Source organism: Ilumatobacter nonamiensis YM16-303, assembly GCF_000350145.1.
GTDB lineage: Bacteria > Actinomycetota > Acidimicrobiia > Acidimicrobiales > Ilumatobacteraceae > Ilumatobacter_A > Ilumatobacter_A nonamiensis.
The window spans coordinates 1-13,605 of record NZ_BAOL01000029.1 but is presented as its reverse complement, the minus strand read 5'-3'; the positions used below and the strand labels follow the sequence as shown (position 1 = coordinate 13,605).

At 66.8% G+C, this 13,605-nt stretch carries 13 protein-coding genes and 1 pseudogene; 6 read left to right on the top strand and 8 right to left on the bottom strand.

Annotated elements, in window-relative coordinates:
• Positions 1-26 precede the first annotated feature (26 nt).
• Entirely contained in the window at positions 27-1,010 is a 984-nt protein-coding gene (locus tag ON45_RS04105) for a helix-turn-helix transcriptional regulator (protein ID WP_040492181.1), read from the bottom strand.
• Complete coding sequence (locus ON45_RS04100) at positions 1,007-1,966, bottom strand: helix-turn-helix transcriptional regulator (protein ID WP_051062417.1); 960 nt, start codon at positions 1,964-1,966, stop codon at positions 1,007-1,009. Before ON45_RS04100 ends, ON45_RS04105 begins: the two co-directional genes overlap by 4 nt.
• Before the next feature lie 73 nt (positions 1,967-2,039).
• Between ON45_RS04100 and ON45_RS04095 the strand changes: the two genes are divergently transcribed.
• From ON45_RS04095 to ON45_RS21005, 3 genes are read left to right on the top strand one after another with little or no spacing between them, the layout of a single operon-like run.
• A complete protein-coding gene (locus ON45_RS04095; protein ID WP_040492180.1) occupies positions 2,040-3,272 on the top strand; it encodes a SufS family cysteine desulfurase in 1,233 nt (410 codons plus the stop codon).
• 46 nt (positions 3,273-3,318) lie between these two features.
• Positions 3,319-3,795, top strand: a complete 477-nt coding sequence (gene sufU, locus ON45_RS04090) for a Fe-S cluster assembly sulfur transfer protein SufU (RefSeq protein ID WP_040492179.1) — start codon at positions 3,319-3,321, stop codon at positions 3,793-3,795.
• Positions 3,792-4,451, top strand: a complete 660-nt coding sequence (locus ON45_RS21005; protein WP_051062416.1) for a hotdog family protein — start codon at positions 3,792-3,794, stop codon at positions 4,449-4,451. The genes sufU and ON45_RS21005 overlap by 4 nt, the downstream gene beginning before the upstream one ends.
• A 152-nt stretch (positions 4,452-4,603) precedes the next feature.
• Here ON45_RS21005 and ON45_RS04080 read toward each other — a convergent pair whose 3' ends face one another.
• The 5 genes from ON45_RS04080 to ON45_RS04060 form a co-directional block, all read right to left on the bottom strand.
• Positions 4,604-5,104 (bottom strand): YbaK/EbsC family protein, encoded by a 501-nt coding sequence (locus ON45_RS04080; protein WP_051062415.1) that lies wholly within the window; start codon positions 5,102-5,104, stop codon positions 4,604-4,606.
• Between the two features lie 14 nt (positions 5,105-5,118).
• On the bottom strand, positions 5,119-6,405 hold the full coding sequence (locus tag ON45_RS04075; RefSeq protein ID WP_040492178.1) for an MFS transporter: 1,287 nt from the start codon (positions 6,403-6,405) through the stop codon (positions 5,119-5,121).
• Complete coding sequence (locus ON45_RS04070) at positions 6,389-6,625, bottom strand: 4a-hydroxytetrahydrobiopterin dehydratase (RefSeq protein ID WP_040492177.1); 237 nt, start codon at positions 6,623-6,625, stop codon at positions 6,389-6,391. The genes ON45_RS04075 and ON45_RS04070 overlap by 17 nt, the downstream gene beginning before the upstream one ends.
• A 77-nt stretch (positions 6,626-6,702) precedes the next feature.
• The gene (locus ON45_RS04065) at positions 6,703-7,050 is read right to left on the bottom strand and encodes a hypothetical protein (RefSeq protein WP_040492176.1); all 348 of its coding nucleotides are present in this window, start codon (positions 7,048-7,050) and stop codon (positions 6,703-6,705) included.
• Positions 7,051-7,082: 32 nt separating this feature from the next.
• Entirely contained in the window at positions 7,083-7,364 is a 282-nt protein-coding gene (locus ON45_RS04060) for a ferredoxin (RefSeq protein ID WP_040492175.1), read from the bottom strand.
• 44 nt (positions 7,365-7,408) lie between these two features.
• Here ON45_RS04060 and ON45_RS04055 point away from each other — a divergent pair, with 44 nt between their 5' ends.
• The 3 genes from ON45_RS04055 to ON45_RS04045 all read left to right on the top strand — a co-directional run bounded on the left by ON45_RS04055 (position 7,409) and on the right by ON45_RS04045 (position 13,026).
• A complete protein-coding gene (locus ON45_RS04055; protein WP_040492174.1) occupies positions 7,409-9,517 on the top strand; it encodes a S9 family peptidase in 2,109 nt (702 codons plus the stop codon).
• Between the two features lie 81 nt (positions 9,518-9,598).
• Positions 9,599-10,912 carry a nucleotide sugar dehydrogenase gene (locus tag ON45_RS04050; protein ID WP_051062413.1) on the top strand — a complete coding sequence of 438 codons (1,314 nt, stop codon included), beginning with the start codon at positions 9,599-9,601 and terminating at the stop codon, positions 10,910-10,912.
• A gap of 182 nt (positions 10,913-11,094) precedes the next feature.
• The gene (locus tag ON45_RS04045) at positions 11,095-13,026 is read left to right on the top strand and encodes a polysaccharide biosynthesis protein (protein WP_051062412.1); all 1,932 of its coding nucleotides are present in this window, start codon (positions 11,095-11,097) and stop codon (positions 13,024-13,026) included.
• Positions 13,027-13,262: 236 nt separating this feature from the next.
• On the opposite strand, the pseudogene ON45_RS04040 reads toward ON45_RS04045, so the two are convergent.
• Positions 13,263-13,605: pseudogene (locus tag ON45_RS04040) on the bottom strand (transposase); the annotation flags it as partial.

Here is a 13,605-nt window from a genome sequence, read left to right as displayed (position 1 = left end):
CCATCGGGTGTCTGACACCCGATGGTTCAGTCGTAGTTCGCGAGGATCGATGCGGCGAGACGGACCGCTCCGTCGGCGCCGTGTGCGGGTTCGAGCACCTCGGCATTCGGCCCGAGACGGACGAGCAGGCGGTCGAGCCACCAGTCACTGCTGACCGGGAGAACCACGTCGACCGCGCCCGGCGATGATGTGGCGGCCCGACCCGTCACCGGTTCGACCGAGTCCACCGGATAGTGCTCCACGATCCAGTGAGCGGGTGCGGCGAGGCGCAGTCGGGCCCGTGGGAGGTCGGCATCGGCAAAGAACGAGTCCGGGGCCGTGGCCGAGGGATCGGGCGGATGTCGGACCTCGGTGGGATTCATCGATTCGATGCGGTCGATCCGGAACGTTCGCCGCTCCCCCGAACGATCGTCGTCAGCGAGGAGGTACCAGTTGCCCCCATCGGCGAAGACGTGGCGAGGGATGATCGTGCGGCTCGAACGATCACCGCGCGCCGGCGAGAAGTAGTCGATCGTGAGCTCCATTCCCGCAGCTGTTGCGTCGATGATCTCGGCGGTCAGCGCCGGACGCTCGAGATCGACCACGACGCCGGCGGTGCGGTCGTCCGCATCGAGTCCGGCACGGTCGAGCGCGTGCGCGAGCTTGTCGAGACCACGGGCGAGCGGACCCTCGGGATCGGCTCCCGGAAGTTCCATCGCCGCCCGACCGGACGCGAGCAGCGCAAAGCCTTCCGGAGCGGTCAGGCGCAGCGGGCGGGTGAACAGCCGGGGGACCCCGACGAACACCATTCCGTCGTCGACGAACACGTCGATCATCTCGTCGACGTAGGGCGGCAGCCCGCACATCGCGACGAGTTCGAGATCCTTCGTGACCTGCGCCTCGGTCATGCCGTATCGGTCTGCGACGTCGGCGAGCGGCACCTCACCCGCTTCCATCAACCACGGCAGCATCACCAACAGTTGGCGCAACCGGTCGGGCGCGCTCCGGGGTCCGCGCTTCGGTGCGTTCACGGCCGCCTCCCGTCGACCGAAGCCGCCACGCCGCGGAGCCAGTCGATCATGAAGGTCCGCACCTCCGGCGGGCCGAGAACTTCGGCCTGATCGACGAGGCCGAGCACCCACGAACGGAACGCATCCAGGTTGTCGGCGGGCACACGGACATCGATCGAGCCGTCGGTGTGCCGTGCCACGATTCGGTCGTGCCCGAGTTCGCGCTCGATCGCCGGAGCACGCACGGCCGCAATCCTGACCGTGGCCTCGACGGCATCGTCGACGGCGTGCCCGATCTGCTTCGGGTCGGCCGGAAACGCCGCGCGAGGATCGAAGTTCGCCGGTCGCTCGAACGATCCCGGCTCTCCGACCTCGATGTCACCGTCGATCCGGTCGATCCGGAACGTCCGCTTCGCCGACCGCAGTCGATCGTGTCCGACCAGATACCAGAAGCCACCCCGGAGCAGCACGCCCCAGGGTTCGACGGTCCGACGTTCGTCGCGGTACACGAACTCCAGAACCGAGCGGGTCGAGACCGCGGACCGAACGAGCGGGAGTTCCGGTCGATCGGGCAGGACCGCGGACACCGGAGGTCGATCGACCGCGTCAGCGGGTCCCCCGAGCTTGAGCAGGGCCTCGCGTCCGAGGTCCGAATCGGTGCGCATGGTCGCGACCGCGACCTGGAGCGCACGCATCTCGTCGGGCGCGAGGTCGAGGTCGTCGAGTTCGTACTTCGCGCGGTCGATGCGATAGCGCGTCTGACCGGCGAGGTGGTCGCCGGTGCGCACCTCGGTGTCGATGGGGACACCGATCTCGCGCAGTGCGGACTTGTCCCGCTCGAACGCCTGGCGACGTGCCTTCTCGTCCGCCGGGTACTGACCGTCCATCGAGTCGGCGATGTCGCTCAGCGACAACCCGACGCGCGTTTCGAGGAGCACGGCCAACAGGTTCGTCAGTCGCTCCACCCGGTCGGCCATCGGAGTCGAGGATACGTCGGGTCGCGTGCACCACCGGACTGGGCGCCGGCGATTCGGCTCGTAGAATGGAGTCGTGCTCTCCATCGACGCCGTCCGCAAGGAGTTTCCACTACTCGCCGAGCGCACGATCGACGATGCACGCGTCGTCTATCTCGACTCGGGCAACACGTCGCAGAAACCACGACGGGTCATCGACGCGATGACCGAGTTCATGGAGACCACGTACGCGCCGATCAACCGCAGTTCCTACCGTCTCGCCGGCGAGGCGACCGACGCCTACGAGGGCGGCCGCAAGGCCGTCGCCCGGCTGATCAACGCGCCGTCGGCCGACGAGGTCATCTTCACCAAGAACGCGTCCGAGGCGCTGAACCTCGTCGCGATGGCGTGGGGCAGGACGAACCTCTCCGCTGGCGACGTGGTGGTGCTCACCGAGATGGAGCACCACGCGAACATCGTTCCGTGGCAGATGCTCGCCCAGGAACGTGGCATCGAGATCCGCTGGATCGGGCTGACCGACGACGGGCAACTCGATCTGTCGAACCTCGACGAACTGCTCGACGGCGCGAAGGTCCTCGCGTTCACCGCGATGAGCAACGTCCTCGGGACGCTCCCGCCGACACAGCTGCTGTGCTCCGCCGCTCACGCCGTCGGGGCGCTCGCCGTCGTCGACGCCTGCCAGTACGTCCCGCACAACGTCACCGATGTCCAGGCCTGGGACGCCGACCTCGTCGCGTTCTCCAGCCACAAGATGTGCGGCCCGACCGGGATCGGGATGCTGTGGGGAAAGATGGAGCTCCTCGACGCCATGCCCCCGTTCCTCGGTGGCGGGAACATGATCGACACGGTCACCTTCGAGGGGTTCACCACCGCTCCGGTCCCCGCCAAGTTCGAGGCCGGCACCCCGCCGATCGTCGAAGCGGTGGGGCTCACCGCGGCGGTCGAGTTCCTCGAGGAACTCGGCATGGCCAACGTTCGCCAGCACGAGATGGCGCTCACCCGCTATGCACTCGACACGCTGAACGAGCGGTTCGGTGACGACATCACGATCTACGGCCCCGACAACGTCGAGGTTCGCGGCGGCGTGTTCAGCTTCGCCTTCCGGGACCTGCACCCGCACGACGTGAGCCAGGTACTCGACGAGACCAACGTGTGCGTGCGCGCCGGGCACCACTGCGCGAAGCCGTTGATGAAGACGCTCGGCGTGCAGTCGACCACTCGCGCCAGCGTGTACCTCTACAACGACGAGGCCGACATCGACGCGTTGGCCGACGGCCTCGAGGGCGCGACCGATATCTTCGGACTCTGAGACCGCGTCACCCTCAACCCGGACACGATCAGTCAGGAACCACTTGATGTCAGGACTGGAAGACCTCTATCGCGAGATCATCCTCGACCACTACCGCACGCCCCGAAACCGCGGTGAACTCGACACGCCTCCCGCGACCAAGGTCGATGGCCACAACCCGCTGTGCGGCGACGAGATCAGCGTGTACCTGATGGTCGAGGACGCGGAGAACGGCGACGACGCAATCGTCACCGACATCAAGATCGGCGGTCAGGGATGCTCGATCTCCCAGTCGTCGGCATCGATGATGACCAACGCCGTGATCGGCAAGCGTGTCGGCGACGTGCGCGCCGTGTCGCGGAAGTTCAAGTCGCTCATGGGGATCGAGAACGTCGACCTCCAAGCCGGCGACGACGAGGTCGACCTCGAAGACCTCGAAGCACTGCAAGGCGTGGTGAAGTTCCCGGTGCGGATCAAGTGCGCCGTGCTCGGCTGGAACACGCTGTCGAGCGCGTTGGACGAAGCGCTCGACCCCGCCGAGTGAACTCGCCACTCCCGCCCGACGTGGCCGAGGCGCGCATCCGCGTCGGCGAGGCCATCCGTTCGCTCGGCCATGCCGTCGTCGGGCATCACATGTCGGCCACCGACCTCGACGCGCTCGCCGGCCTCCTGACCGCGCAGGCCGCGGCGGTTCGAACCGGCGAGCAGCGAGTGCGCAGCCTCGAACGTCCGTCGGGTGACTGGGGTCCTGCACCTGCCGACGGCGAGGAGATGTTCTCGTTCGACGAGCGGCCGATCTCCGGACGTGCCGCGCCGTACGGCCTCGACGTGCACATCGTGCGCGACGGCGACGAGGTCGTCGGACATCTGACGCTCGACTCGGCGCACGAGGGAGCACCGGGGCGGAGTCACGGCGGCATCGTCTCGGCTCTGTTCGACGACGTGTACGGGTTCATCCTCACGATCCTCGGCCAGCCCGGGTTCACCGGCACGCTGACGATCCGCTACGAGCAGGGCGTGCCGATCCATCAGCCGCTCGAATGTCGTGTCCGCCTCGACCGCCGGGATGGCCGCAAGCTGCTGATGTCGGGCGAGCTCACCGGGCTGGACGCACTCGGTAACTCCACGGTGTTCACCCGCTCCACCGCGATCTTCATCGCCATCGACGAGTCCGCCTTCGGAGCCAGCGCCCGCCCCTGAGCCACCTCGAATCCGGCAGTGAGCGAACCGACACTCCGGCGGCAGTTCGCTCACCGGCATCGATCCCCACTCCGACGCGGTGAGCGAAGTGACGCACCGGTGGCGGTTGGCTCACCGGCACCGGCCGGCTGGCGGGATCGACGAAGTGGCGTTCAGGTGCGGCGGAGGTCGGTGACGGTGCCGCCGCTGGCTTCGGCGAGGCGGGCGGGGTCGATCGGGAACACGTCGTTCCACGTTCCCGCGGCCGCCCACACCTCGTCGTACTGCAACAGATCCGGATCGATGAAGATCTGCAGCGGGGTGTCGTGGCCGAACGGGGGCACCCCACCGATCGGGAAACCCGTTGCCGCACGCACGGTGTCCGCATCGACGCGCCTGCACTTGCGCCCGCCGGCGGCCGATGCGAGCTTGCTCTCGTCCAACTGGTTCGAGCCGCTGACATACGCCAGAACCAGTTCGGGTTCGCCCTCAGACGCGTCGCCGGCAACGCCGAAGATCAAGCTCTTGACGATCTGGCCGACCTCGACACCGATCGCGTCGGCAGCGTCCCGCGCGGTCTTCGCTCCCTGCGGGTAGCTGCGGGGAACGACGTCGACGCCGAGCGCCCGTCCCGCATCGATCACTTTCGCCACGTTGCGATGGAATTCGGCCATCGACCCGACCGTAGTCAGATGCTGCGCACTTCGGCCGGATCGAAATCGGGCACGGTGGCGGGCCCGGCCACGTAGAGCACCGCGGTCCCGACGGCGCACACGAGCGCGGCGGCGACATACGGCCATTGGTACGTCCCGAAGACGTCGTAGAGCCAGCCGATCAGCAGCGGGCCACCGGCAACACCGACGATCGAGATCGCCTGGGAGCGACCGAAGATCCGTGGGTAGTCCAGCACACCGAACCGCTCGGCGATGAGCAACGGCTGCATCATCAGGAGGTTGCCGATCGTCGTCCCGAACAGGATGATCGACACGAAGATCAGGACCGTCGACTGCGACAATCCCAACCCGACCAGGGCGACCGACTGCAGGCCGGCGATGATCACCGTGAAACGCATCATCGGAATCGCCGACACCAACCGCCCCCCGATCAGACGTGCGACCACCGAGGTCGCCGCGAGGGCGGTGATCGCGAACTGTGCGGTCGCCTCGTCGGTGCGATCCTCGACGAGCTTCACGAGCTGCTGGATGCCACCGACCTGCGAACCGAGTGCGAGCACGTAGCCGTACGTGACCGCGCGGTAGAAGCGGGTCTGCACCGCGTCGGCGTAGACGATGCCGGTCGGTGGCGGCGGCTTCTGGCCCGCCGCGAGTCGTTCGCCGTCGGGTGCGAAACCGTCGGCCACCGGATCGGGGCGGACCAGGAAGAGGGTGACCGGGATGGTGGCAGCGACGAAGAACAACCCGAGCCACGGCGTGCTCGCCGCCAGGCCGTTGTCGTCGATCATCCGCTTGGCCACGGGGGTCACCACGATCCCGCCGACCGAGAGCCCGGTCGATGCGACCGACAGCGCGACCGATCGCTTCTGGTGGAACCAGCGGGTGACCACCGTCGTCGTCGGGACGAGACCGCACAGCGCGTAGCCGACGGCGAACACGGCATATGCCACGTACAGCTGCCACTGCGCCGTCACCTGTCCGACGACCGCGAGCGATCCACCGGCGATGAACGCTCCGGCGACGATCACCGCCCGGACGTCGAATCGATCGATCAGCCGCGCCGCGACGAGGCCGAACAGGCCACCGATCACGAAGAAGATGGTGACGGCGAACGAGATCGAGCCGAGCGGCCAGTCCTGTTCCTTGCTGAACGCGTTGAGGTAGACCGAGAGGCCGTAGAAGGCCAGGCCGGAGTTGATCAGCAGGACGCTGAAACAACCGGCGACCACGCGCCAGCCGGGGAACTTCCGTTCCGGGACGGTCGGAGTCGTCGATCCGCCGACGTCAGTCGACGAGCGCATCGATCGCTTCGGACATCGTCCGGTCGCGGTCGGTGACCGTGTTTCCCGCGTCGTGGGAGGTCAACGCGATCGACACCGTGTTGTAGACGTTCGACCAGTTCGGATGATGGTCGAGGTCCTCGGCGATGAACGCCACGCGCGTCATGAAGGCGAAGGCGGCGCGGAAATCGTCGAACTCGAAGTCACGGTGGAGGGCGCCGTCGGTCTCGGTCCAGCTCATTCACCGAGCGTACGACCGGTCACCGTCGCGGAGCGAACCGCGTCGGCCGTTCGGGGTCGGAGGGAACCGAGTCGGGCTCAGCGCCCGCGCTTGAAGATCCGCGCGAAGAAACCCGGTTTGCGTGATCGTTCCGCTTCGACCTCGGCGCGTACGTCGGCACCGATCGCGTTGACGATGTCCTCAGCCGCGTCCAGCACTGCCGCGGCGGAACCGTCGTCGAGGCTGCTCGGTTCCGGAGGGGTCACGCCCACCGAGAGGCTCCCGTGCGTCCATGCGACATCTGCCAGTCGACGCTCGAATCTCGAGCAGTTGTCCGGGCAACGCCATGGCGCATCGGGCGCGAGGTCGAGGTTGCACTTCCGTACCGTGTCGCCATTGGGGTACGACCGTGACTCGAAGTTCTTGCACTCCGTCCGCATCGGCATGCGTCCAGTGTATTGGCGGTCCGGACGCTCGTTCAGGCAGCGGGCTGATCGGCGGATTCGATGACCGCAGCAGGTGCGGGGTCGATCTCGATGAAGATGCACTCGCCCGGGCACATCTCGGCAGCGTGGATCACGCTGTCGACATGACGATCGGGGACCAGGGCGAGACTGCCCGACCCACCGGGGTCGTTGAGCGGGCGGCCGCCCTCGGCGACGTAGGCGATGCCGTCCTCGAGTTGGACGAAGACGTCGGCGCAGTGGTCGAGGCAGATGCCGTCCCCCGTGCACAGGTCTTGATCGATCCAGACTCGCATCTCAGCGTGGGACGGTAGCGGCCACCACGTACATTGGCTCGACCGTGAGCCGACGAACTCCCCCACCACCGACACACGTCACACCCGCGATCTCGCCTCCGAGTGCTCGCCGCCGGGCCCATCGTTGGGAGCGCCCGACCGGCGACGTGGACGACCCGTTTGCGTGGATGATCGATGTCGACGACCCGGAGTTGATCGACTACCTCGAGGCCGAGAACCGGTACGCCGAGTCGTGGTTCGAGCCACACACCCCGACCATCGACGCCATCTTCGACGAGATCCGGAGTCGGGTGCAGGAGACCGATCAGTCGACACCGGTGTTCAACGGTGGCTGGTGGTACGTGGGATCGACCGTCGAGGGTGAGGACTATCCCCGCCATCACCGCGGGCGAACCTTCGAGACCGCGACGGAGATGTTGCTGCTCGACGAGAACGTCGAAGCCGACCGAGTCGGCGCGACCGACTACTTCGACCTCGGCGCGTTCGACGCGTCGCACGATCACACGATGTTCGCCTGGTCGACCGACATCACGGGCGACGAGCGCTACGACCTGCGGATCCGACACTTCGATTCCGCTGGTGCCGTTTCCGGGACATTCGTGGACCTCGACGACCACGTCGCGGATGTGGCCAATGCCGGGACCGCCTGGTCCGCTGACGGTCGCTGGCTGTTCTACGTGCGGGCGGATGATCAGGAACGGCCGTTCCAGGTGTGGCGTCACGAGATCGGTCGCGCCGCCGGCGACGACACGCTCGTCTTCCAGGAGGACGACGAACGATTCTTCGTCGAGATCGGCGAGACCCGATCCGACGCATGGATCCTGATCCATTGCGGATCGAAGACGAGCGCCGAGGTGCGGCTGATCCCGTCGGCCTCACCGCTCGACGAGGCAGTCGTGGTCCGCCCCCGTGCCGACGGCGTGGAGTATCAGATCGACGATTGGGGCGACCGGCTGGTCATGGTCACCAACGACGGTGGCGCGGAGGACTTCTGCGTCCACACGGCGTGGTCCCATCACGACTGGACGGTCCCGTCCTCCTGGACGGAACTCATCGCGCATCGGCCCGGACGACGGATCATCGGCGTCGAGCCGTTCCAGAACCATCTGGTGGTGTACGAGTGGAGCGACGCACAACCGCGGCTGCGGTTGTTGTTCCGTGACGGATCCGAGCGCTTGCTCGACGTCGACAACGAGCCACACGACGTGAACCTGTCGGCGAACCCGGAGTGGACGTCGACGACGTTGCGCTTCTCGACCCAGTCGATGACCACGCCGACGACGCTCTACGACGAGGACCTCGTCACGGGCGAGCGGACGCTGCTCCGCCGGATTCCGACGCCCAACGTCGATGTCGATGCGTACGTCGCGAGTCGGATGTGGGCCACGTCCGCCGACGGCACGTCGGTACCCGTGGACATCGTCCGCCACGTCGACACGCCACTCGATGGCACGGCTCCGGGATGTCTGTACGGCTACGGATCGTACGAAGCATCGATGCCGCCATGGTTCTCGGTGGCGCGGCTCTCGTTGCTGGACCGCGGGACGGTGTGGGCGCTCGCCCACCCTCGTGGCGGCGGCGAACTCGGGCGGCGCTGGTACCTCGACGGCAAGCTCGAGCACAAGCAGCACACCTTCGACGACATGATCGCGTCGGCCGAGCATCTCGTGACCGCGGGTGTCGTCGCCTCCGATCGCCTGGCGATCCGCGGCGGATCAGCCGGCGGATTGCTGGTCGGCGCGTGCACGACGCAGCGTCCCGAGCTGTTCGCCTCGGTCGTCGCCGAGGTCCCGTTCGTCGACATCGTGAACACGATGAGCGATCCCACGCTCCCGTTGACGGTCACGGAGTGGGAGGAGTGGGGAGACCCACGTTCGGAGCCGTTCGCGTCGGCGATGCTCGCCTACTCTCCCTACGACAACACCGTTGCTGCGGACTATCCGGCCGTCTATGTGACGGCCGGGCTCCATGACCCGAGGGTCAGCGTGCACGAGCCGGCGAAGTGGGTGGCCCGCCTCCGAGAAGTGAACACGAGTGGCCGACCGACCGTGATGCACACCGAGATGGGCGCCGGCCACGGCGGCCCGACCGGCCGCTACGACGCCTGGCGCGACGAAGCCAGAACGCTCGCCTTCCTGCTGGCGACGACCTGAGCACGTGCCCGAACCCAGAACGGGTTCGACTTGGTGGTTTCGGAGGTCCGGGGCGGCGCTGATTGCTCTACGCTTCGGCGCATGACACTGGCGGACAGCACCGACGACAACATTCTGAACCGGCTCGCCGAGCGCACCGCCAAGGTGGTGGTGATCGGGCAGGGGTATGTGGGACTCCCCGTGGCGATGCGCGCCGTCGAGGTCGGCTTCCCGGTGGTCGGCTACGACGTGTCGGAGACCCGCATCGCCGCGCTGCGCGCGGGCAGCAGCTACGTCGGCGACATCTCCGACGAGGAGCTGCGCGCGGCACTCGCGGCCGGCTATCTCCCGTCCACGCAGGCGAACGATCTCGCCGACTTCGACGTCGCGGTGATCAGCGTTCCGACTCCGCTGAGGAACGGGATGCCGGACCTGACCTACATCGAGGCCGCTGCGGCCGAGCTCGGACCACGAATGCGGCACGGATCCTGCGTCATCCTCGAGAGCACCACCTACCCCGGCACCACGAGCGAACTCGTGGCGCCACTCCTGGAGGCCGGTTCGGGCCTGTCAGCCGGCGAGTACCACCTCGGCTACTCGCCGGAGCGAATCGACCCGGGCAACGTCACGTACACGTTGGTCAACACCCCCAAGGTCACCAGCGGAGTGGATGAGGCGTCGCTGGCTGTCGTCGACGCCTTCTTCGGGGCGCTCGTCGATCAGACCGTACCAGTCGGGTCAACAGCCGAAGCCGAGCTGGTGAAGCTGCTGGAGAACACGTTCCGCCACGTGAACATCGCACTCGTGAACGAGCTGGCCATGTACGCACATGAACTCGGTGTCGACATCTGGCGGACGATCGACGCCGCATCGAGCAAGCCGTTCGGTTACATGCGCTTCACGCCTGGACCCGGGGTCGGGGGACATTGCCTGCCGATCGACCCGAGCTACCTCGCCTGGAGGGTCAAGCAGCACCTCGGGCGGACGTTCCGCTTCGTCGAGCTGGCGAACGACATCAACGAACACATGCCGGACTACGTCCACGAACGCGTGACCTCGCTGCTCAACGACCGAGAGCGCAGCCTGAAGGGCAGCGAGGTGTTGCTCCTGGGTCTGGCCTACAAACGCGGGACGAGCGACTGGCGCGAAAGCCCGAGCGTGAACGTCGCCGAGCGGCTCGCGGCAAGCGGTGCTGTGGTCGAGTTCTGCGATCCGAACATCCCGGCCGTCAATTCCGACGACCTCGACTTCCCGCTCGTCGAGTTCTCACCGGAACGACTCCGATCAGCCGACGCCGTGGTGCTGCTCGTGGATCACGAGGAATTCGATCCCGCGGTGGTCGCCGAACACGCGCGCGTCGTGTTGGACACGCGCAACGCGATGCGCGGACACGATTTCACCGGTGAGGTGCTCTGACATCGCTCGGTCCGCCCGCCGACTGACCCCGCAAACCACCACACTGACCGTTCGGACGATACTCTCCGTCAAATAAAATCGCCCAAAGTGGCGAATTCTCTCGCACGGTGACCTGATTTCGCCTAGAGTGCCAGGAAACCGCTCATTGTGGCGGCAACTGGACCGGAGAAGGTGGCGGGCGAGTGATCGAATACAACAACTTCGTGCGAGAGGATCACAATCGCATCGTCCGGGCATGGGCCCGGGTCGCCGGGCGGACCGTCCGGATGCGCAGCGACATCCTCATGGTCGTCCTCGATGCAACGCTCGCCCTCGTCGCGTTCGCCGCCATGCTCCTCCTGCGTTTCGATGGCGCCGTCCCCACCGATCGCTGGTCGAACTTCTGGGAGTTCGCACCGATCGCCGTCGCCGTCGTGCTCTTGAGCAACTTCGCCTGGGGCCTGTACGGCCAGGTCTGGAAGCACGCGAGCCTGTTCGAGGCCCGCCAACTGGTGATGTCGGGTGCGACGATCCTGACGGTACTGGTCGCCCTCGAGTGGGGTACTCGGGACATCCCCGTTTCCGTGGTGGTCACCGGATCGATCCTCACGATGATGCTGATGGGCCTGGTGCGCTTCCAGAGTCGGCTGTTCTCGTTCCGTCGTCATGCAACCGACGGTGGGATGCGCGTGGTCGTCATCGGAGCCGGCGAAGCCGGCGTCAGCCTCGTCGCCGACATGCAGCGCAACGAGCAGGGCATCTTCCGCCCCGTTGCCGTGATCGACGAAGACAGCACGATGCACGGTAAGTCGTTCATGGGCGTCCAGATCGTCGGCAGCCTCCGTGACCTCTCCGAGGTCGTCGCCGCCGCTGGCGCGAACCTCGCGGTGTACACCGATTCCGGTACCGGTCACCCCAGCGTCGAGGAAGCTGCGACGGCAGCCGAGCAGGCTGGAATCCCCATGAAGATCGTGCCGAGCCTGTCGGCCACGATGGCCGGCAAGGCGTCGGTGCGAGACATCCGTGACCTGCGCATCGAGGACCTTCTCGGCCGTGACCAGATCTCGACCGATCTGGATGCCGTGTGTGAGATGTTGCGTGGCCGCTCGGTCCTGGTCACCGGAGCCGGCGGTTCCATCGGGTCGGAGCTGGCACGACAGATCGCCACCTTCGAGCCGAGCAAGTTGGTGCTGCTGGACCACGACGAGACCCACCTGTTCGACATCGCAAGCGAGATCTCCGGCGACTTCGCGGTGCAGTGTCTCGCCGACGTCCGCAACGCCGAACTGATGCGGCGGGTCTTCGCGAAGCACCGACCGTCGGTGGTGTTCCACGCCGCGGCGCACAAGCATGTGCCGTTGCTCGAGAAGCATCCGACCGAGGCCGCCGCGACGAACGTGATCGGAACGGAGAACGTGCTCGATGCCGCCGAGGCGGTCGGGGTCGAGCAGCTGGTGTTCATCTCCACCGACAAGGCTGTGTACCCCTCCTCGGTGATGGGCTCGTCCAAGCGCATCGGTGAGCAACTCGTGATCTCCCGCGCTCCCGACCACGCCGCCTACTGCGCCGTCCGTTTCGGCAATGTGCTCGGAAGTCGCGGCAGCGTCGTTCCGACGTTCATGAAGCAGATTCAGGCCGGCGGTCCGGTGACGGTCACCGACCCGCGCATGACGCGCTACTTCATGTCGATCCCGGAGGCCGTGCAACTCGTCCTCCAGGCGGGGGCGCTCAGCAAGCCCGGTCGCGGCGGGGACGTCTTCATGCTCGACATGGGCGAGCCCGTCGTGATCCTCGAACTCGCCGAGCGGATGATCCGCCTGGCCGGGCTCCAGCCGGGCAAGGACATTCTCATCGACATCACCGGCATGCGTCCCGGCGAGAAGCTCGCCGAGGAACTGGTTTCCGGTGACGAACTCAGTGAGCCGACCGCTCACCCGTCGATCAACCGGGTGATGACCAATCGGATCGCCCCGTCGATGCTCCACGGCGGCGTCCACGGGCTGCGCCACATGGTGACGGAGCTCGACGACGAGCACTGCGGAGACCAACTCCGGGCGCTGGCGCACTCGGAACTCGCGACAGCCGACCTGGTGTCGTCCGAGCTGATCGAGGCAGACGTCCTCCAGTCGGCCTGACGGGGACCGTCTCGCGCCCGGCGCGATCGGGGTCTTCCGCCGGCGGGCGACCGTCCTTCGATCCCGTACGGGACAGGGTGTGGATCGCGGGAAATTGCCCGCCCATTCGTCGTGGAACTCGTCGAGACGGACATGAGCGTCGGCTTCGTTGACGGCGGTGTGGAGCGGTCGCAGGTCCTCGGCCATCCCGTACCAGTCGCGCCCGGGCGGTGGTTGATCTCGGTCACCTGCGATCAGTACTGGCGCCCTCGCCACCAGGTGCCGAACCAGAGTCCGAGGATGTCGCGTTTGCCGTCAACCGTGACAACGATCGCGGTCTCGACGGCCCGATTGGCGACTTGGCCGTCGCGGAGCTTCACCACGATCGCGTCGATGAAGATCACCGGGAACACACGGTCGAGGGGCCGGTTCGCCCACTCGGCCAGATCGTCGAGGACCCGGTCGGTGATCTTCGAGACCGTCTCCCGACTCACCTCGGCGCCATACGTCTCCGCGAGATGCGCTGGGACCTCACCGGTCGTCAACCCCTTCGCCGTCAACGAGATGACCATCGAGTCGACCCCGTTTCGGGGGGGGGGG

Excerpts from the sequence above, each read along its gene's own strand:
- ON45_RS04100 (WP_051062417.1), bottom strand. The coding sequence starts at position 1,966 with ATGGCCGACCGGGTGGAGCGACTGACGAACCTGTTGGCCGTGCTCCTC.
- sufU (WP_040492179.1), top strand. The coding sequence starts at position 3,319 with ATGTCAGGACTGGAAGACCTCTATCGCGAGATCATCCTCGACCACTAC.
- ON45_RS04080 (WP_051062415.1), bottom strand. The coding sequence starts at position 5,104 with ATGGCCGAATTCCATCGCAACGTGGCGAAAGTGATCGATGCGGGACGG.
- ON45_RS04075 (WP_040492178.1), bottom strand. The coding sequence starts at position 6,405 with ATGCGCTCGTCGACTGACGTCGGCGGATCGACGACTCCGACCGTCCCG.
- ON45_RS04070 (WP_040492177.1), bottom strand. The coding sequence starts at position 6,625 with ATGAGCTGGACCGAGACCGACGGCGCCCTCCACCGTGACTTCGAGTTC.
- ON45_RS04065 (WP_040492176.1), bottom strand. The coding sequence starts at position 7,050 with ATGCCGATGCGGACGGAGTGCAAGAACTTCGAGTCACGGTCGTACCCC.
- ON45_RS04060 (WP_040492175.1), bottom strand. The coding sequence starts at position 7,364 with ATGCGAGTCTGGATCGATCAAGACCTGTGCACGGGGGACGGCATCTGC.
- ON45_RS04050 (WP_051062413.1), top strand. The coding sequence starts at position 9,599 with ATGACACTGGCGGACAGCACCGACGACAACATTCTGAACCGGCTCGCC.